This is a genomic window from Pseudomonas sp. 05N434 (genome assembly GCF_056396965.1).
Genome location: NZ_JBFTMK010000126.1, coordinates 1 through 22132, shown reverse-complemented (window position 1 = coordinate 22132; position 22132 = coordinate 1). Strand labels below are relative to the sequence as shown.

3 protein-coding genes and 1 pseudogene are annotated in these 22132 nt (G+C 62.8%); all 4 read right to left on the bottom strand.

The features are described from left to right. The coding region (locus tag AC1DLB_RS10860) for a TonB-dependent receptor plug domain-containing protein (protein WP_477784989.1) at nucleotides 1-1398 on the bottom strand (1398 nt) is incomplete at its 3' end. A gap of 341 nt (nucleotides 1399-1739) precedes the next feature. Next, the gene (locus AC1DLB_RS10855) at nucleotides 1740-4973 is read right to left on the bottom strand and encodes a non-ribosomal peptide synthetase (protein WP_477743768.1); all 3234 of its coding nucleotides are present in this window, start codon (nucleotides 4971-4973) and stop codon (nucleotides 1740-1742) included. After that, nucleotides 4970-18037 (bottom strand): annotated as a pseudogene (locus AC1DLB_RS10850) (non-ribosomal peptide synthase/polyketide synthase). Before AC1DLB_RS10850 ends, AC1DLB_RS10855 begins: the two are co-directional and overlap by 4 nt. Next, nucleotides 18037-22132 (bottom strand): amino acid adenylation domain-containing protein (locus tag AC1DLB_RS10845; protein WP_477784988.1); only part of this gene is annotated, 4096 nt, incomplete at its 5' end. The gene AC1DLB_RS10845 and the pseudogene AC1DLB_RS10850, both read right to left, overlap by 1 nt.

The window sequence follows — 22132 nt, the reverse complement described above, 5'->3', positions numbered from 1 at the left end:
GGACAAGGCTTCGAACTTGCCGGTGAGGTTCATGTCCAGAGYGACTTTGGTGGAGTCCATGTCCGTCACGAAGTCCGCGTATTGCACGCCGCTGCCATCGGGATTGATGCCATCGCCGGTGGATTGCACCCGTTGGTTCTTCGCCTTGTTGGTTTCCGTCATGCGCACGGCGCCGATCTTGAAAGCCCAGTCATCGTTGAAACGGTGTTCCAGATCGGTGTAGAGCGTGGTGACGTCGATATCCGAATGGTTCCACTTCGCCCCGGTGTACGTGCTGCGCGGCAGGTCGATGGGTTTACTGTCGGAGTAACGCGGGAAGCCGCGGACATTCGAGCGCGATTCGCCGTCGGACTGGCTGACCGCCACGCCCACGGTGGTGGCTTCGCTCAGATCGAAGTCCAGCGCGCCGTACAGCGAGGTGGTCTTGTACCATTCGGAATCAACGAACGTGTGGGTGTCGTCCTGGTCGGCCACGAAGCGTCCACGGATGGTGCCGTTCTGGTTCAACGGCCCACCGGCGTCCAGTTGCAGACCGTAGTGATCCCAGGAGCCAGCCTTGCCGGTCAGGGTCACGGTCGGTGTGGCCTGACCGCGCTTGCGCACCAGGTTGACCGCGCCACCCGGGCTGCCGGTGCCTTGCAGCAAGCCCGACGCACCACGCAGCACTTCCATGCGATCGAAGAAAATCAAGTCCTGCGTGGCCCAGTTGCCCAGCGCRTAAGTGTTGCGCGGGATCGGCACACCGTCGTACTGCCAGTCATCAATCTGGAAACCGCGCGAAGAGAGGATCAAACCTCTGCCGACGCCTTGGGCACCGACCAGTCCGGTGGTCTTGTTGGCGGCGTCCTTGAGATCGACGATATCCTGATCATCCATTTGCTTGCGGGTCATCACCGTGACCGACTGCGGGATTTCCTTGAGGGTGTGGGTGCCCTTGCCGATGGTCACGGCATTCGAGGTGTAGGAATTCGAGCCTTCGGTGGTCGCGCCCACCTGTTGCGCATTGATGGTGGTAGCGCCCAGTTCCAGACCCTCGGTCGAACTGCCGCGTACCAGCATCAGCGTGTTGCCTTCAAAGCTGTAGTGCACGCCCGTGCCCTTGAGCAATTGGGCAATCGCCGCTTCGCTGCTCAACTTGCCGCTGACGCGTGTGCTGCGCAGGCCGGTCATATCATCGGCGCTGTAGATCACCTGCTGATTGGTCTGCGTGCCAAACGCCTGCAACGCCTGGGGCAAAGGCTGGGCAGGAATGTCGAGGGTGAAGTCTTCGGCGTGGACCTGCGCGCTGAGCGGCAGCAGGCAAGCCATGCCCAGACCGGCCAACGAGCGACGCGAGCGCAGGGTTCGGGCAATGACCAAAGCCTTGAACAGAGGTTTCAACTCATGAATTGCTGACATCGTGCTCTCTATTTTTTAGTTGAAATGGATAGGATCCATGGGCAACCGAGTGCCCTGCCGCTGCCTGGACCTGTGAACCACCTGGATCGGCTGCCTTTCGGGCAACGTGTCGCAAGTTGATGACCGGCCCCTCCCCGGGCTCGATCGTTTGTCCGGGCAGCGGTAAAAATGTGTACGGCTGGGAAAACCTGAGCCCAGTGGCTACCCTGCCCGGCTCGATTTATCTGCTTACGTAAGTAAGACGCAGCACCGTGCAAAAACCGGAATGAGTTTATTTATCATTTACGCAAAAATTCAAAAAAAGGCCGACGCATCGGGCGTCGGCCTTTTTTTCTGCTACTTCAACCGTTTTGTGCAGCCTTGGCGTTCTGCAGTTGCCGGGCTTTTTCGGTGAGCAACGCTTTTTCTTCGGGGCTCATATTGTCCAGACGCAACCGCGCCTGGGCGATTTTCTCCAACTGACCCGGACTGCTTTCCCGGGAGCGCAACGCCGCCGCCAGCCCCGCCACGGTCGGATGGTCAAACACCACGCCCGGCTGGATTTCGCACTGCAACAACTTGCGAATGCCGGCCACCAGTTTGATCACCAGCAAGGAATGGCCCCCAGCGGCGAAAAAGTCCCGGTCGATGCCCAGACGCTCAACCCCCAGCAACTGCGCCATGCGCGTCACCAGCAATTGCTCAAGAGCATCGCGGGGTTGCATGCCTTCATCGTCAGCCGAGGTGGACGCGAGTTGTTGCAAGGCCTTGCGGTCAACCTTGCCGTTGGCCAGTCGCGGGAAGCTGTCGATCAACTGCAAGTGCTGCGGCAGCATCACACTGGGCAGACGCAGCGCCAGTTCGTCGCGAACGGCATCGAGCAACGTCGCCGAAGGCGCCTGATGCGGCACGATGAACGCGAGCATCCCGTCTTGCGCGGACGGCCCCGGCAACACCAGTGCTTGCGCGACCTGCGGCAAACGCAGTAACTCGGCTTCGATCTCTGCCAGTTCGATACGGAAACCCCGCACCTTGATTTGCTGATCGCGCCGACCGTGCAACGCAATCGCCAGATCCGGGCGATAGCGGGCCAGGTCGCCGGTGCGGTACAGGCGCTCCTGCGGATTGAACGGGCTCTGGATGAACACTTGCGAATCGGCCTCGACATTCACGTAGCCGCGACACAACTGCGCGCCGCCGAGGTACAACTCGCCCAGCACACCGACCGGCGCCAGTTGCCGGTTATCGTCGAGTACAAACACCTGATTGTTGCCCAACACCCGGGACAGAACGCCGGTGTCAGGCACCGCCGCCTCCAGATCCAGCGGATGAACCAGCACGCCGACCGTGGCCTCGGTCGGGCCGTAGTGATTGAACACCCGGCAATCACTGCGCAAACCGGCGATCCGTTGCACCAATGCCTGGGCAATCGGCTCGCCACCCAGCACCAGCGTGCGCGGCAGTTGCGCGCGTTCGCTGTCGAGCAGCGCGGCCAGGTGCGACGGAACGATCTTCAGGCAATCGATGGCTTGCCGTTGCAGGAAGTCGGCAAACAAATTGCCGTCCTGCATTTGCTCATCGCTGGCCACATGCAGTGCGGCGCCGTTGAACAAGGCGCCGAACAGCGCCGTGTTGCCCAGGTCCGCCGCCACCGTGGAGGTGAAGCCGAACTGCTGGCATTGATCCAGCCCCAGGGCCTGGCTGACGTGAGCGGTGTAATTAAGTAATTGCCTATGCTCGATGACCACGCCTTTCGGCATACCGGTGGAGCCGGAGGTGAACAGCACATACGCCGCCTGATCGCCCTGTGTATCGTGGGTGATGGCCGACGTGCTCGCCGGGGCCGATTGCAGCACACGATCCACGGTCGCCAGAGGCAACGGATAATCGTGCCATTGCGCGATGTGCCCGGCGTCGACCAGCAGCAACGCAGCGCCGGCCTGTTCCAGCATCAAGGCTTGACGGGCTTGCGGCCATTGCGGGTCCAGCGGCAGGTACGCGGCGCCGATGCGCCACGCCGCGAGCATGGCGATCACCAGCTCCGCCGAGCGTGGCAAGGCCAGCGCGACGATAGCCCCCGGCGCCATGCCCTGGGCCTTCAATGCCTGGGCCAACACCTCGACCTTCGCCTGCAACTGCCCGTAACTCAGGCGGTGATCACCGTCAGTCAGGGCGATAGCTTGCGGCGTGGTCCGGGCCCAATCGGCAATGCGCTGCGGTAAGAACCGGCTATCTACCCGTGCTCGCGCTGGCGGGTTGATCGACAGCAAGCGCTGTTGTTCGGCGGCTCCCAACACGTTCAGTTGACCGAGTTCGGCGTGAAGATTGGCAACGATGTTTTCGAGCAATACGCGCAACTGCGCCAGCAACCCTTCCATCGCCTGAACCGAGTAGCGGGACGCGTTGTAATGCAGGCGGAATTCGTGGGCGTTGCCCGCCTCGTTCGTTTCCAGTTCAAGCATTAATTCAAACAGTGCTTCGCGCACCGCCAAACGCGGAGTCCATTGCAGATCAGCGGACGTCGCGGCTTGCATGGCCCGGCACACGGCAAAACCATAGGCCGGGCGAGCCGCCGTCGGCGCCAGTTCAGGCGACCAGTATTCCTGCCACGTACGGTGCTCATCCAGGCGCGCCGCCAACTCCGCCACCCAAGTGCTGAATGCTGCATTCGCCGTCAGTGACAGGTTCAGCGGCAGGGTTTTCTCGAACACGCCCACGGCATTACTGAAGTATTGGTAATCTTCGCGACTGTCATGCCGCACCCCGACCAGCACCTGTTGATGCCCGCTGAGCCGACCCAGCAACAGCCACCAGGCCGCTTGCAGCACCACACTCGGCGATTGCTCCAACGCCCCGACCACTTGCTGCAAACCGCTGCGCAGTGCCGGATCGAGCGTGAGCGCCAGCGATTCAGTGGCCGACGACAATCCAGGATTCGCGTTGCGATAGGCCAGCCACGGAGTACTCAAATCGGGATCGGCGCCTTGCAGGTGTTCCTGCCAGTAAGTACGTGCGCCGGCCGCGTCTTCGTCGAGCACCACTTCACTGCGCCATTCCAGGTACTGGGTGAATTCACCGGTCTCTTCGTCGTCCGCCGCCGACTGTTGCCCATAGGCCCGCACCAATTGCTGATACAGCAACCGCACGCCGCTTTGATCGAGGCTGTGCCGGGCCAGGCCCAAGACCAATTTCCATTGATCATCGGCCAGGCGATAGAGCACCGCTTGCGCGCCTTCGGATTCACCGACGACAAAAGCACGTTCCGCCCATTCGCTGAGCTGAGCCTGAATACCGGCCGGGGTATCGACCCGCGCCTGCACGCTCAGCGGGTAGCGCTCCGCCCCCCCGACGAACTGTCGGACACCATGGAATCCCGGCGCCTTGCCCAGCCGCGCAACCAGCATCGGCTGTTGCGCCAGCAAGCGATCCAGTGCGTTTTGCACCCGCTGCGGATCGAGGGCGCCGCGGATCTCGATCTCCAGGAAATGCAGCGCATCACCACAGGCCGGGGCCTTGGGCAACTGCTCCAGCCACCGTTGCTGTTCAGGCGTCAAGGCGTAACCCAGGTCCTGCTGGTCCATCGATACCTCGTTCATGCTCCGGTTTCCTCGGTGTTCATTTCGCGTTCAAGGGCGCTGCGGTCGAACATATCGCCCATGGCCACGACAATCTTGCGCGGGCCTTCGAACGGATCACGGGCATGGGCCACCAGCATGTTGTCGAGCAGGATGGCGTCGCCTTTTTGCCAGTCGAAACGCACCGCGCATTCTTCGTACAAGTCACCGATGCGTTGCATCACTTCGTCTTCGATCGGCGTGCCGTCGCCGTAGAACACGTGGCGCGGCAAGCGGTCCAGGCCGAACATCGACAACAGGTCTTCCCGCACGTCCGGCTCCAGCCAATAGATGTGATGCAGTTGCACCTGGTTGAAGAACGATTTGGCGCCGGTCACCGGGTGACGAATGATGGCCGGCCCTGGGGTGCGGGTTTGCAATTCGTTGTTGTCGAGCCAGCGCCATTCGATGCCACCGGCCCGGCAGCGGGCCTCGACTTCGGCACGGTCTTCAGTCTTGAAGAAATGCTGCCAGGACACGTCGAGGTTGTCGGTAAAGGTGCGCACGTAAAGCAGGCCTTTTTCCTCGAACTTGTCCCGCAGGTCCACCGGCAGTTTTTCGTACATCAACCGGCAATCCACCACTGGAGTCGCACCGCCAATGGGCGCGGCTTGCTCGCAATAGAACATCTGCTTGCGCGGCCAGCGGTCCTGATGGGAGCTCTCGTTGTGGAACAGGATCATCTTGCGTTCCGGGTACGGCGTGGAGCGGTAGGTGTTCTTGCCGCCCTCTTTCTTCGGCAGATCGCCGTACTGGCCGTAAAGCCCTGGCTGGATCGCTTCGGCAAACGCCTCGAAGCCTTGAATGCCATCCAGTTCGAAACCACGGAACAGAATCCCGGCATGCCTGGCGAGTTTTTCTTCGATCAGCGGCCGGTTGTTGTTGATCCACTCGATCAAGTCCAGGTGCGGCTCGTTCGGTTCCAGCAGCAGCGGGAACGGCTGTGGCGCGGCGATCAGCGATTCGCGTATTGGCGCCGGTCGGGCCTTGGCCGCCGGGGCGGCGCCACGCTTGAGGAACTTACCGAGTTTGTCGGCCTTGGGTCCGGGGACGGCAGGCTTGGTGGCCACCGCTAAATTGTCGACTGGCATGCTGATAGCTCCCAATTGAATGTCCTGATCAGCGACGATCTGTTCCAACAGGGCTATCCAGGCCTTCACCAGGTACTGGATGCGCTCGTGTCCGAACAAGGTTGTGGCGAATTGCCAATTACCCAGCAATTGCCCTGCTTCATCGTCAACGAACAACGCCATGTCGAATTTAGAATGGGTCTCCAGCGCCGGCAGCGATTCCACGCTCAAACCGCCGATGGCCTGGGTGCGTCCCGGCAGGTTGTTCATCACGAACAACACTTGCACCAGCGGGTTCATGCCCTTGTGCCGCGGCACGTCCGAGGCGTCAACGATCATGTCGAACGGCAGGTCCTGATGCTCCAGGGCACTGAGCAGGGATTCCTGGGTCTGGCCCAGGAATCGGGCGAACGGCGTGGCGGCGTCGAACCGCGAACGCAACGGCAAGACGTTGACGAAGAAGCCGATCAACCGCTCAAGCTCCGGCTGTTCACGCCCGGCCACGTCGGCACCGACCAACACATCCGCAACGCCGCTGACCTGGTGCAACAACACCTGGAACGACGCCAGCAGCGTGCTGTACAGCGTGACGCCCGCGTCCATCGACAACTGGCGCAAGGCCGTGCTGAGTGGCGTGGTGAGCTGGAACTGCACCGAGTCACCGGCATAGGACGGTGTCAAACCACGGGGGTTATCCGATGGCAACTTCAGTTGCCCGTCATAGCCCGCGAGCCGCGCTTTCCAGTACTCGGCCTGACGCGCCAGCACGCCTTGCTGTTCCAGCTCCTGCTGCCACAGCGCGAAGTCGGAATACTGCACCTCCAGCGCCGGCAACGGGGTCAGGTCACCGGCCTTGGTGCGGTGGTAAATCTGCACCAGTTCGTTGACCAGCAAGCCCATCGACCAGCCATCGGAAATGATGTGGTGCATCGCATACAGCATCACATGCTCGGTCGGCCCCAGGTGCAGGATCCGCCCACGCAACAGCGGTGCGTGTTCCATATCAATCGGCGTGCGCGCGTTTTCCAGTGCCGCTTGTGCCACCCATTCTTCCTGGGCACTGCGGGACAGACCGGACAAATCGATCACCGGGAAATCCAGTTCAACCTGCTCGGCGATCACGGCAATCGGGTCACCTTCATCGTCCTGGGTATACGCGGTGCGCAGTACTTCATGGCGGCGCACCACCTCGGCGAAACTGCTGATCAGCCGTTCCACCGACAACTCACCACGCAAACGCAAGGCCATCGGCATGCCATAGGCCGCGGTGCCGCCGGACAATTGCTCGGCGATCCACAAGCGACGCTGCACCAGCGACAACGGTGCGCTGTGCCGGGTGCCATGGGCCTTGAGCACCACACCGTGGCCGTTCGGCTCAGGTGTGCCCTGCTGCTGCGCGATCCACGCCGCCAGGTCCTTGAGTCGCGGATGGCTGAACAGGTCGCGCAGGCTCAACGTACAGGCCGTGAGTTTGCGCAGGCGCGAGACCGCTTGCGTCGCGAGCAGGGAATGCCCGCCCAGTTCGAAAAAGTGATCGTCGCGGCCGACCTGTTCCCGTTCCAGCACGTCCTGCCAGACCGTAGCGATCTGCTGTTCCAGTGCACCTTCAGGCGCGACAAAGTCCAACGCCAGCAGATTGGCATCGACGCCCGGCAAGGCCTTGCGATCGATCTTGCCATTCGGGCTCAGGGGCAGGCCTTCGAGGAACAGCACATGGGCCGGAACCATGTAATCCGGCAGGCTGGCCTTCAGGCGTGCCTTGATGTCATTGCGCAACGCCGCCAGCGTGGATGAATCGGCGCTGGCTTGCGTCGGATCGTCGAACACCACGTACGCCACCAATTGCTGACCGATGGCGCCCGGTTGCGCCACCACCAGTGCCTGACGCACCGCAGGAACCCGCAGCAGATGGGTTTCTATTTCACCGAGCTCGATGCGCAATCCACGAATCTTCACTTGATGATCGACCCGCCCGACGTACTCAATCACGCCGTCGGCGCGATAACGCGCGAGGTCACCGGTACGGTACACGCGGCCACCACCCAGTGGATCGAACGGGTCGGGAATGAAGCGCTCGGCGGTCAATTCCGGGCGCTGGAAGTAGCCCCGTGCGAGCAGCTCACCGCCAATCACCAATTCCCCGACCACACCGACCGGCGCCGGTTGGCCCTGGGTGTCGAGTACATGAATCGCCCGGCCGCCCAACGCCCGGCCAATCGGCATGGTCACCGGCAACGGGTCGCGGCCGGACACGTAGTCGCTGCAATCGAGCAGCGTGGCGCTGACCGTGGCTTCGGTCGGGCCGTAGGTGTTCAGCAGGCGCACATGGCCCAGCCCGGCCTGGCCCCAGGCGGCAACACCTTCCGGCGGCATGGCTTCGCCACCGACGATCACCTGGCGCAACGCGCCATAGTCACGATGACCCGCCGCCGCGAGGTCCTTGGCCAACATATTCCAGTAGGCAGTGGTCAGGTCGCTGACGCTGAACTGCTTGTCGCGCAATTCGCGATACCAGGTCTCGCTGTCCCAGATGTCCGGTCCGCGCAGCACCACCGAGGCACCGCAAATCAGTGCCGGGTAAAGCTGCTCGACAAAGGCATCGAAGTTGAACGTGGCAAATTGCAGCGAGCGGTCCTGCGGCGTGAGGCCGAGGAAATCCAGGGCCACCCGGGCATGACGGGTCAGCGCCGATTGAGTGATGCCGACCCCTTTCGGGCGCCCGGTGGAGCCCGAGGTGAACATCACATACGCCAGGTTTTGCGGGCCGCTGCGCTCCGGCAGATTGTCGGTCTGGGTCGGGTAATCCAGTTGATCCAGGCTCAGGACGGTGACACCCGCAGCTTCTGGCAACGTCGGCACGAGGTGGCTTTGGGTCAACAGCACACGCAGACCGCTGTCCTCGATCATCGCGCCCAGTCGCTCGGCCGGGTACTCCGGGTCCAACGGCACGTAGGCGCCACCGGCCTTGAGTCGAGACCAGGGCCAGATCGCCCATGGCACTGGCGGCAGGTGCCTCGACCATCTGCAACAGCAGGTGCGCGAGATGCCCGGCCAGTTGTTCAATCGCGGCGTCATCGAACTGCTGACGATCGAAACTCAGTTGAAACGACAACTCAGCGCCGAGGTTTACCGACAAGGTCAACGGGTAATTGGTTTGCTCGAAGTTACCCACTTCACCGAAACGCAGATCTTGCGGTGCGCCCTGTTGCAGGGCTTCGGAGATCGGGTAGTTCTCGAACACCAGAATGTTGTCGAACAGGGCTTCGCCGCCCTGCCCGGCCCAACGCTGGATGTCGAACAGCGCGGTGTGTTCTTGCTCACGCAAGGCCAGGTTCTGCGCCTGCACCTGTTGCAACCAGTGCGCCAGCGGCTGTTCGGCCCGTGGGCTGGCGACCACCGGCAAAGTGTTGATGAACAGGCCGATCTGCTGCTCGACCCCGGTCAGTTGCGCCGGACGTCCGGACACCGTGGCGCCGAAGCTGACCGTGTCCAGCCCGGTATAGCGTTGCAACAGCAACAGCCAGGCTGCCTGCACCAGGGTGTTGAGGGTGACTTTCTGTTCCCGTGCAAACGTATTGAGCCCGGCGGTCTGCGCCAGGTCCAGGGTCAGGAAGTGCTCGCCTTGAGCGGTGTTGGCCGCATCGCTGCCGGTCCATACCAGCGCCTTGGCCAACCGGGTCGGCTCATCGAACCCGGCCAACTGGCCCTTCCAGAAACCTTCGGTGACCTGCGCGTCCTGTTGCGTCAGCCATTCGATGTAGTCGCGATAACGCCCCGCCGTGTTCGCCGGCACCTGGCCGCTATAGCGTTGCAGCACCTCACCGAGCAGCTGCGAATTGCTCCAGCCGTCCATCAAGATGTGATGGCTGGTGTAGATCAGGTGAAAACGCGCGGTGTCGAGACGCACCACCGTCAGGTTCAGCAACGGTGCGGCGGCAARATCAAAACCCTGCTGGCGCTGCGCGGCCGCCAGTTCGCTGAGCGCCAGGGCCACATCGCTGTGGTCGCGCCAGTCATGGAAGGTGAACGGCACGGCCAGTTGCTTGTGGATCACCTGCAACGGACGCTTGAATTCGCCGTCCCAGACAAAACTACTGCGCAGCACATCGTGCGCATCCATTGCCGCTTGCCAGGCCTCGCGGAAACGCTCGACGTTCAAGCCTTCGACATCCACGCACAGCTGATTGATGTAATCGCCGGCCTGCTGCTCGTAGAGGGTGTGGAACAGCATGCCTTGCTGCATCGGTGACAGCGGGTAAATGTCTTCGACCTGGCGTGGCGTCACGGGCAATGAATCAAGCTGGCGTTGCGTCAACCCGGCCAGCGGGAAGTCCGACGGTGTCAGGCCCTGATGCCGAGCCTCACAGCAGTGCTCGATCAACAGCCCCAGTTCCCGCGCATAAGCCTGCGCCAATCGCTCGATGGTCGACGGATCGAACATCTGCCCGCTGAACGTCCAGCCAATACTCAATTCGCCGCCATACACCCGGCCATTGAGGGTCAGCCAGTTGTCCAGCGGTGCCAGCGGACTTTGCTCCGCGCCCGCCGATTCGCTGGCCGGGGTGAACAGTGCGCCCGCCTCGTCGCCGAACCCGGCATCGAACTGGCCGAGGTAGTTGAAGGTAATGCGCGGCACGGGCAAGGCTTGCAGCATTTGCCGGGTACTGTCGTTGCCCAGGTAGCGCAGCGCGCCAAAGCCCAGGCCTTTATCGGGGATCGCCCGCAGTTGCTCCTTGATCGTCTTGATCGAGTCCTGCGGCGTGCTCGCCGGGGTCAGCCGAACCGGGAACAGACTGGTGAACCAACCCACGCTGCGGCTCAAATCGAGTTCGTCGAACAGCGCCTCGCGACCGTGGCCTTCGAGCTGGATCAGGGTCGAGGCTTCACCCGTCCAGTCCGCAATCACCCGCGCCAGCGCCGTCAGCAACAGGTCGTTGACCTGCGTGCGATAGGCCGCCGGTGCCTCCTGCAACAGCTGGCGGGTCTGCTGTTTGTCCAGACGGGTCTGCACATGCAAGGCGTGGCGATTGTGCAACTCGCCCTGGGGTCGATCGCAGGGCAAGTCATTGCGTGAACCCTGCAATTGCTCTTGCCAGAACGCCAGCTGAGCCTGCATCGCCGGGCTGTCGGCATGTTGTTGCAAGCGTCGCGCCCAGGCCTGGGTGGCGCTGGTCTTGGCCGGCAATGTGAGCGTTTGGCCCGCCTGCAACTGCTCGCAGGCCTGTTGCAGGTCTTCGAGCAGAATCCGCCAGGACACGCCGTCGACCACCAGGTGATGGATCACCAGCAACAGTCGCTGACTGCCATCGGCCATGTTCGCCAGCACCGCGCGCAGCAGATTACCGTTCGCCAGTTCGAGGCTGCGCTGTGCCTGTTCGCCCAACTGTTCGAGTGCCGCCGCATCGGCAACCTCGGAGGTCCACAGCAGCGGCGACTGTTGCCAGAGCGCCTGTTGCTCGGCCGGGGAGCGATGCTGCGCGGTCCATTTATTACCCTGACGGGTGAAGGCCAGACGTAACACGTCGTGATGGCTGACCAGTGCCTGCAACGCACGCTCCAGGTGTTCGGCGTGCAGTGGTTTGGCGGACTTGAGCAGCACCGACTGGTTCCAGTGGTGCGGCTCGGCCATCTCGCGTTCAAAGAACAACTGCTGGAATGGCAGCAACGGCGTATCGCCAGTGACCGGGCCCTGGTCGATGCGCAAGTCGCTGTCGCCGACCTTCGCCACCGCCGCGAGGCTTTGCACGTTCTGGTGCAGGAACAGGTCTTTGGGGCTGAAATGAATCCCCGCCTGACGCGCCCGGCTGACCACCTGGATCGAGATGATCGAATCGCCGCCCAGCTCGAAGAAGTTGTCGCTGATCCCCACCTGCGACCGCCCCAGCACGCTTTGCCAGATCTCCACCAACGCCTGTTCGATAGCGCTGGTCGGGGCGGTGTAAGCCTTGCTGCTGGCCGTGGTGTCGGCCTTGGGCAACGCCTTGCGTTCCAGTTTGCCGTTGGGGCTGACCGGCATTTTTTCCAGCCACAGCCAATGCTGCGGGACCATGTAGTCCGGCAATGTCTGGCCTGATGGTCCATGCGCCCGGCGTATTCGATCACCCCGTCGGCGCGATAACGCGCCAGGTCGCCGGTGCGGTACAGACGCTGGCCGTCACCGAACGGGCTGGTCGCGAAGCGCTCTGCCGTGAGCGATGGGCGACGGTGATAACCCCGGGCCAGGCCTTCGCCGCCCAGGTATAACTCGCCAATCACGCCCACCGGCACCGGCGACAACTCGTGATCGAGAATGTAAGTGCCCAGGTTGGCGATCGGCTGGCCGATCGGCACGCTGTCGCGCCCTTCCTCGATGCACGTCCAGTGCGTGACGTCGATGGCCGCTTCGGTCGGGCCGTAGAGGTTGTACAGCCCGGCATTCGGCAGCTTGGCAAACACTTGCTGCTGCGCGTCCACTTGCAGGGCTTCGCCACTGCAGACGATCCGGGTCAGGCTGCTGCACTGGCCCACCGATGGGTCTTGCAGAAACGCCTGCAACATCGACGGCACAAAGTGCAGCGTGGTGATGCGTTGCGCGGTGATCAATTCAATCAGCTGCGCCGGATCGCGATGAATACCTGGCGCGGCCACCACCAGGGTCGAACCGGTCAACAGCGGCCAGAAGAACTCCCAGACCGCCACGTCGAAACTGAACGGGGTCTTTTGCAGCACGCTGTCCGTGGCGTCGAGCCGATAGGCCTGTTGCATCCAGCACAGACGATTGATCAGTGCCGAATGACGGTTGCCCGCGCCTTTGGGTTTGCCGGTGGAGCCCGAGGTGTAGATCACATAGGCAAGGTTTTCCCCGTCGAGATCAACGCCAGGGTTGGCATCGCTGCGGCCTTCCAGCCAGTCGCCGTCCTGATCCAGCACCAGGCTGCGAATGCCGGCCGGAATCGGCAATTGCTCAAGCAAATGGCTCTGGGTCAGCAGCAACTGGATGCCGCTGTCTTCAAACATGTAGGCCAAACGTTCCTGTGGGTATTCCGGGTCCAACGGCAAATAGGCACCGCCGGCCTTGAGAATCGCCAGCAGGCCCACGACCATTTCCACCGACCGCTCRACCGCGATGCCCACCAGCACATCCGGGCCGACGCCCTGCTCGATCAGCACGTGCGCCAGTTGATTGGCTCGAGCATTGAGCTCGGCGTAGCTCAGGCGTTGCTCGGCAAACACCAGCGCACATGCCTGCGGGGTTTTACCGACCTGCTCTTCGATCAGCGCCTGCACGCTGCGATGCAACGGGTAGTCGACGGCAGTGGCGTTCCATTCGACAACCGTCCGTTGCCGCTCGCGGTCATCGAGCAACGCCAATTGCCCGACCGGGCGGTGGATGTCCTCGACCAGGCCCTGCAACAGATTCAGCCAATGCCGCCCCATGCGCTCGATGGTCGATGGCTCGAACAAATCAGTGGCGTAGGTCAGCGACGCGTGCAGGCCTTGCGGGTTATCACTGGTGTCCAGGGTCAGGTCGAACTGCGCGGTGCGGTGTTCCCAACTGAGATGAGCAAGCTCGATGCCCGGCAAGGATTCGGCCAGCGTCGACGCCGATTCGCTGCGATGGTTGAACATCGCCTGGAACAGCGGGCTGTGGCTCAGGTTGCGTTGCGGTTGCAAGGCATCGACCAGTTGCTCGAACGGCAGGTCCTGATGCATCTGCGCCGCCATGGCCGTCTGCTTCACCTGTTGCAGCAATTGAGCGCCCGTCAGCTGGCCGTCGAACTCGGCGCGCAGCACTTGGGTGTTGACGAAGAAACCGATCAGACGCTCGGTTTCCAGCCGATGACGGTTGGCAATCGGCACGCCGACGCGGATATCGGCCTGGCCGCTGTAGCGATGCAGCAAGGTCTGGAACGAGCCGAGCAACAGCATGAACAGCGTGACGTTTTCACGCCGGGCCAAGGCCTTCAGGGCATTGCCCAGGGATTCGTCGAGGGTGATCGGTAGCCGCGCGCCGCGGAAACTTTGCTGCGCCGGGCGCGGATGATCCAGTRGCAGCTCTAGCAGCGGCTGTTCGCTGCCCAGTTTCTCGCGCCAGTAGGCCAACTGCCGATCCCGTTCGCCGGCGGCCATCCACTGACGCTGCCACACCGCGTAGTCGGCGTACTGCACCGGCAATGGCGGCAGTTCAGCCGGCCGGCCCTGGCTGATCGCCGCATACAGGGCCATCAAATCGTCGATCATCACCTGCAACGACCAGGCGTCGGAAACGATGTGGTGCAGGGTCAGAATCAGCACGTGATCCTGCTCGCCCACCTGCAGCAGAACGAAACGCACCAACGAGCCGTCGAGCACATCGAACGGGCGTTGCGTCTCCTTCTCGATGAAGGCCTTGATGCTCGCTTCATCGCTGGCAGCCAGGCGTTGTTCGACAAAGCTCACGCGACCTTGCGGGCGGATCACCTGCCAGGTGCGGCCATCTTCCTCGACGAACGCTGTGCGCAGGCTTTCGTGGCGCACCACCAGCGTCTCGAAGCTGCGTTGCAGGGCATTTTTGTCCAGCGCGCCGCGCATCCGCAGCGCGGTCGGGATGTTGTAGGCGGCGCTGTCGGGGTCCATTTTCCACAGGAACCATTGGCGCTCCTGGGCAAAGGACAGCGCCAGCGGTTGGTCACGGTCGACCCGGGTCATCGGCGRTGACTGTTCGCCCGGCTCGGCGCCCAGCGCCTGGACGAAATCCTCCAGGGTGCTGTGCTCGAACAGGCTGCGCAACGGCACCTGAATGCCCAGCACCCGCCGCACCCGCGACACCACTTGGGTCACCAGCAGGGAGTGCCCGCCCAGCTCGAAGAAGTTGTCGGTCAGGCCCACGCGGTCCAGCTTCAGTACGTCCTGCCAGATGGCCGCGACTTGCTGTTGCCGCTCGCTCTGTGGGGCGACATAACGCGCCTGTAACTGGCTCGCGTCCACCGCTGGCAACGCCTTGCGATTGAGTTTGCCGTTAGGTGTCAGCGGCAGGTTGGCGAGGAACAGCAGATGCGCCGGGACCATGAATTCCGGCAGGCATTCCTTGRGCCGCGCCTTGAGTTCATCGCGCAGACCCAGTTGCTCGTCGGCGGCATCGAGGTCCAGYTGCGGCGCGACCACATAGGCCACCAGTTGCTGGCTGCCCAGGGCTTCCTGCGCCAGCACCGCCACTTCACGGACTGCTGGCTGCTCCAGCAAACGCGCCTCGATTTCACCCAGTTCGATGCGGAAACCGCGAATCTTCACTTGATGGTCGATACGCCCCATGTATTCGAGCACGCCGTCATGACGATGGCGTGCCAGATCGCCGGTACGGTACAGCCGCGCGCCGTTGCCGAACGGGTCGGGCAGGAAGCGCTCGGCGGTCATCGCCGCACGGTGGTGATACCCACGGGCCAGGCCGTCGCCGCCGATCAGCAGTTCGCCAATCGAGCCCGCCGGGTTCGGCGCCAGATCGTCACCCAGAATGTACAGCGTGGTGTTGGCAATCGGTTTGCCCAGGTACGGCTGGCGCTGCTCGCGGGTCAGCTGCCAGGCCGCCGACCAGATGGTGGTTTCGGTCGGGCCATAAAGGTTCCAGACCTGCCCCGCCAGGCCGAGCATGCGTTGGGCCAGGTCATCGGCCAGCGCTTCGCCGCCGCAGAGGAATTTACAACCCTGGAGGGTGGGCGCCTGTTCATGGTCGAGCAACATGCGCCAGGTCGACGGCGTGGCTTGCACCACCGTGACTTCCTGCTGCCGGATCATCTCCAGCAGCGCTTGCGGATCCTGGGCGGTGTGCTTGTCCACCAACACCACACCGGCACCGCTGAGCAGCGGGCCGTAGATTTCCAGGCCGAAAATATCGAACGAGAACGTGGTCAGCGACAGCATGCGGTCCTGGGCCTCGATGCCCGGCGCCTTGACCATGCTCACCACGAAGTTCACCAGCGCCTGATGGCGCACCATCACCCCTTTGGGCTTGCCGGTGGAGCCGGAGGTGTAAATCGCATACGCCAGGTGTTCACCGCTGAGCGCTACCTGCGGATCGGCCTCGCTGTAACCGCGAGCGTGCTCGCCTTGCGGGTCGAGCAACAGGGTCTGCACGCCGGCCGGAATCGGCAATTGCCCGATCAAATGCGCCTGGGTCAGCAGCAGTTGCAAGCCACTGTCTTCGATCATGTGCGCCAGACGGTCTTCAGGGTATTGCGGGTCCAGCGGCACGTAGGCACCGCCCGCCTTGAGAATCGCCAACAGCCCGATCAGCATTTCCAGGCTGCGGTCGATGGCGATACCGACCAACTGATCCGGGCCGACGCCCCGTTCGATCAGCCGATGGGCCAACTGGTTGGCCTGGCGATTGAGTTGTGCATAACTCAGGGATTGCCCGTCGAACACCAACGCCGTGGCCTCTGGCGTGCGCCGGGCCTGGGCTTCGATCAATTGATGGATGCAACGGTCGGTCGGGTATTCGGCGGCGCTGCGGTTCCAGTCGACCAGCACCCGCTGTTGTTCGGTTTCGTCGAGCAGCGCCAGTTCGCCCACCCGCTGCTGCGGATCGGCAACGATACTGCCCAACAGGTTTTGCCAATGCCGTGCCAGACGCTCGATGGTCGCGCCGTCAAACAGGTCGGTGGCATAGGTCAGCTGTGCGCCGAGGCCCTCGGGGCCGTCGAAGGTTTCCAGGGTCAGGTCGAATTGCGCGGTGCGCGATGGCTGATGCAAGTGGCGGATCGTCAGCGCCGACTCGCCGGTGCCCTGGCGGCTTTGGCTGGCGCCGGTGCTCTGGTGGTTGTACATGACCTGAAACAGCGGGCTGTAGCTCAGGCTGCGTTCCGGCTGTAAGGCCTCGACCAATTGCTCGAAAGGCAGGTCCTGATGCGCCTGGGCGGCCATCGCGGTCTGCTTGACCTGGGCCAGCAGCGTGCTGAACGTGGCCTGAGCGTCGAACTCGGTCTTGAGCACCTGGGTGTTGACGAAGAAGCCGATCAGCCGCTCGGTCTCGACCCGGTTGCGGTTAGCGGTGGGCACGCCGACGCGAATCTCGGCCTGGCCACTGTAGCGATGCAACAAGGTCTGGAACGACGCCAGCAACAGCATGAACAGGGTGACGTTTTCACTTTTGGCCAAGGCCCTCAGGCGCTCGCCCAGTGCCGGCGGCAACGCCAGCTCATGACGGGCGCCACGCAGGCTCTGCACCGCCGGACGCGGGTAATCGGTGGGCAATTCCAGCACCGGATGTTCGCCGCCCAAGTGCGCCTGCCAATACTCCAGCTGCCGCTCGCGCTCCCCGGCTTCCATCCAGTGCCGTTGCCAGATGCCATAGTCGGCGTACTGGATCGACAGTGGCGGCAAAGCGAGTTCCTGGCCCTGGCGGTAAGCGCCGTACAGTTGCAGCAGTTCATCGACCATGACCCGCATCGACGCGCCATCCGAGGCGATGTGGTGCTGGGTCAGGGTCAGCACGTGCTCCTGCGCACCAAGGCGCAGCAGGCTGACGCGCAACAGCGGCCCGTTGACCAAGTCGAACGGCTGCCCGGCCTGTTCGGCGACGAACGCTTGAATCTGCGCTTCTGGCGACAGGGCATCGGGGCTTTCATCCAGTTCATGCACGGCGACGGTCAGGTTCATGTGCGGATGAATCACCTGCACCGCTTGCTCATCCTGCTGCCGGAACGTGGTGCGCAGGCTTTGATGACGGGCAATCAGCGCATTGAACCCCCGTTCGAGTGCTGCTACGTCAAGTTCGCCCTGCAAATGCATGGCACTGGGGATGTTGTAGGCGGCGCTGTCGGGGTCCATCTGCCAGAGGAACCACTGGCGCTCCTGAGCAAAAGACAGCGGCACCGGATCGAACTGCGACTGGGTTTCGGGAATCGGCAGGTTCGCCGGCGAAACGCCCTCCTCGAGCATCTTCTGCAGATAGACCCTGCGCTTGTCGAGCGGCAAAGTAATGAAGCGCCGGGCGATCTTCAAAGCGACATTGGTATCCATCAAGCTTCCTCCATTTCATCAAGCAGGGCGTCCAGCTTGCTCAGTTTCAACGTATCGACCTGCTCACCTGCGGTTGCCAGACTGCTGACGAAATCCGTGAGTACGGGGTGTTGAAAAATCAGTTGCGGGGTCAGTTTCAGGCCCAGTTCCAGTTGCAGGCGTGAAACCACATTGACGGCCAGCAACGAGTGGCCGCCCAGTTCGAAAAAGTGATCCAGCAGGCCGACACGTTCGACTTGCAGTACGTGCTGCCAGATCGCCGCGACCTGCTGCTCGCGCTCGCTCTGCGGGGCGACATAACGCACCTGCAAATGACCGCCCTCCACCGTCGGCAACGCCTTGCGGTCGAGTTTGCCGTTGGGCGTCAGCGGCAATTGTTCGAGGAACAACAGGTGCGCCGGGACCATGAATTCCGGCAAAGACTCCCTGAGCCGTGCCTTGAGTTCATCGCGCAGGGACTGCTGATCATCGAGCTCCAGTGGTGAAGCGACCACGTAGGCCACCAGTTGCTGATTGCCCAGGGTTTCCTGCGCCAGCACCGCCACTTCGCGAACCGCTGGCTGCTCCAGCAGGCGCGCTTCGATTTCACCCAGTTCGATGCGGAAGCCGCGGATCTTCACTTGATGATCGATTCGGCCTCGGTACTCGAGCACGCCATCGGCCTGATAGCGGGTCAAATCACCGGTGCGGTACAGGCGCTCGCCGTTGCTGGCGAACGGGTTCGGCACGTACTTCTCGGCGGTCATGCCCGGCCGCCCCAGGTAACCCCGGGTGATGCCGGCACCGGCCAGGTACAACTCGGCCGATACGCCTTGCGGCACCGGTTGCAGATCGGCGTCGAGCAAATAGCTGGCGGTGTGTTTGAGCGGGCGACCAATGTTCGCCGTGCCACCCGCTTCGCGACGGGTCCAGGTGGAATAGGTGGTGTCTTCCGACGGGCCATAAAGATCGTAGACATGCGCCACGGTCGGTTGCCCATAAAGCGCATCGACCAGCGACTGCTTCAGCGGCTCACCGGCGAGGTTGATGATGCGCACGCTCGGCGGGATCTGCCCGGCACTGTGCAGCGCATTGATCGCCGACGGCACGGTGTTGATCAGGCGAACCTGATCGCGGGCGGGCAGTTGCGGCAGCTCCAGGGCGTTGCGGGCGATGATCAGCGAGCCGCCGTTGGCCAGGGTGACAAACAGCTCCCATACCGACAGGTCGAAACACACCGAAGTCGAAGCCAGCACACCCTGAATGTCGTCGCGGCTGTACACCGATTGCGACCAGTCGATCAGCGCCAGCACGTTGCGATGGGCGATGGCCACGCCTTTGGGCTCGCCGGTGGAACCGGAGGTGTAGATCACGTAGGCCAGGTTATCCGGCGTGACACCGGTCACCGGTGCGCTGCTCGGGTAAGCAGCCAGCCATGGCTCGGCGCTGTCCATCAACAACACTTGTGTCTCGGCAGCGATGCTCAATGTTGCCGCAACAGCCTGCTCGGTCAGCAGCACCAGCGCACGGCTGTCGTCGAGCATGTAGGCCACGCGGTCGGCTGGATAATCCGGGTCCAATGGCACATAAGCGCCACCGGCCTTGAGCACCGCCAGCAGCGCCACCAGCAGACTGTCGGAACGCTGCATCGCCACGCCGACCCGCACTTCCGGACCCACGCCCAACTCGATCAGCTTGTGGGCCAGACGGTTGGCCCGGGCGTCGAGCTCGGCGTAAGTCAGTTGCTTGGCCGCGAAGGTCACCGCCAGCGCATCCGGTTGGGCGGCGACTTGACGGTCGATCAATTGATGGACGCACAGATCATCGGCGAAACCTTCGTCAGCAGGGTTCCAATCCAGCAACACTTGTTGCTGCTCGGTTTCATCCAGAAGCAACAACTCGCCGAGACAGCGTTCACCGGCGTCGATCATCTGGCTCAACAGGTGCTGCAAATGAGCCGCCAGTCGCGTCACTGTCGCCTGCGCAAAACTGCCGCGTTGATAGCTGAAGTGCAGCGACAGTTGCGTGTCGAGGCTCACCAGCAGGGTCAGCGGATAGTTGGTTTGCTCCTGACTGGCCACCGGACCAAAACGCAGCCCTTGCGGGGCGCCCTGCTCCAGGGCCTGGGCAATCGGGTAGTTCTCGAACACCAGAATGTTGTCGAACAGCGCTTCACCGCCCTGCCCGGCCCAGCGCTGAATATCGAACAGCGCGGTGTGTTCGAACTCGCGCAAGGCCAGGTTTTGCGCCTGCACCGCTTGCAGCCAACCAGTAAGCGATTGCTCGGCCCGTGGACTGGCGATCACCGGCAAGGTGTTGATGAACAGCCCGATCTGCTGCTCGACACCCGGCAAGTCCGCCGGACGACCGGCGACCGTCGCGCCGAAGGCCACGGTGTTCTTACCGGTGTAGCGTTGCAACAGCAGCAACCAGGCCGCCTGCACCAGCGTGTTGACCGTGACTTTCGCGGCCCGGGCGAACTCGCCCAGACGCAGGGTTTGATCGGCCTCCAGCACCTGGAAGTGATCGCCGTAACCTTGGGTTTCGGTAGACGCTTGCGGCATTGCGACGGTCTGGGCCAGGCGCGTCGGCTCTTCCAGCGCCAGCAGCGCCGGGGTCCAGAACGCTTCGCTGGCTGCCGTATCCTGGCGTTGCAGCCAGGCGATGTAATCGCGGTAACGTCCGCTGTGAGCGGCGTTGAACTGGCCGCGGTAACGCTGTAGCACTTCGCCAAGCAATTGCGAGTTGCTCCAGCCGTCCATCAGGATGTGATGGTTGGTGTAGATCAGGTGATGACGGTGGTCGTCGATGCGCGTAATCACCAGCCGCAACAGGGTCGGCGCGCTCAAGTTGAGGGCTTGGCGTTCCGTGTCGGCGAGCGTCTGCAAGGCCTGATCGCGCTGCGGATGGGCGCGTAAATCGTGCAGGCTGTAAGGCATCTGCGCGTATTTGCTGACCACCTGCACCGGGTTTTCCAGTTCGCCCTGCCAGACAAAGCGCGTGCGCAGAATGTCGTGGGCCTCTACCGCCGCTTGCCAGGCCTGATGGAAACGCTCGGGGTCGAGCCCGTCGACGTCCAGGCGAATCTGGTTGATGTAATCACCGGTGGTTTCCTGGTACACGGCATGGAACAACATGCCCTGCTGCATCGGCGACAGCGGATACAGGTCTTCGATCGATTGCGGCGTCAGCGGCAAACCGTCCAGTTGTGCCTGGCTCAAGCGCGCCAGCGGGAAGTCCGACGGGGTAACGCCGTGCTGACCGGCCTGGCAGCAATGGGCGATCATCGCTTGCAGTTCCAGTGCGTAATCGTCGGCCAGCGCTTGAATGGTCGCCTCATTGAACCGTTCGCGACTGAAGGTCCAGCCCAGGTTCAGTTCACCGCCATACACCTGACCATTGAGGGCCAACTGGTTGGCCAATGGCGCACGAGCATCCAGTTCATCACCGGCCGCGTCACTGCACGGTACGAACAAGGCGCCGTCGGCTTCGGTGAAGCTGCCGTCGAACTGGCCAAGATAATTGAAGGTCAGGCACGGCACCGGCAATTGGCTGAGGATTTGACGTGCAGCGTCGTCACCCAGATGGGCCAGCGCACCAAAACCGAGGCCCTTGTTCGGGATCGCGCGCAGCTGTTCCTTGATCTGTTTCAGTGAGCCACCGAGGTCAGCGACCGGCGTCAGTTTGGCCGGGTACAGGCTGGTGAACCAGCCGACGGTGCGGGTCAGGTCAACGCCGTCGAACAGCTCTTCACGGCCATGACCTTCGAGCTGAATCAATGCGCTGTCGGTCCCGGTCCAGCGCACCATCACGCGGGCCAGAGCGGTCAGCAGCAGGTCGTTGACCTGCGTGCGATACGCCGCCGGGGCGTCTTGCAGCAGTTGCCGGGTCATTTCCTTGTTCAGTTGCGTGCGCACCGTCAGTGCATGCTTGTTCTGCTGCCCGCCCTCGGGATTGTCCACCGGCAACGCCACGTCGGCGCCGTGTAACTGCTGTTGCCACCAGGCCAGTTCGCTGCGCAATTCAGCACTGCGGGCGTAGGTTTGCAGGTGCTCGGCCCAGACCTTGGCCGCACTGGTTTTGGCCGGCAATTGCAGGGGCTCGCCGCTCAACAGC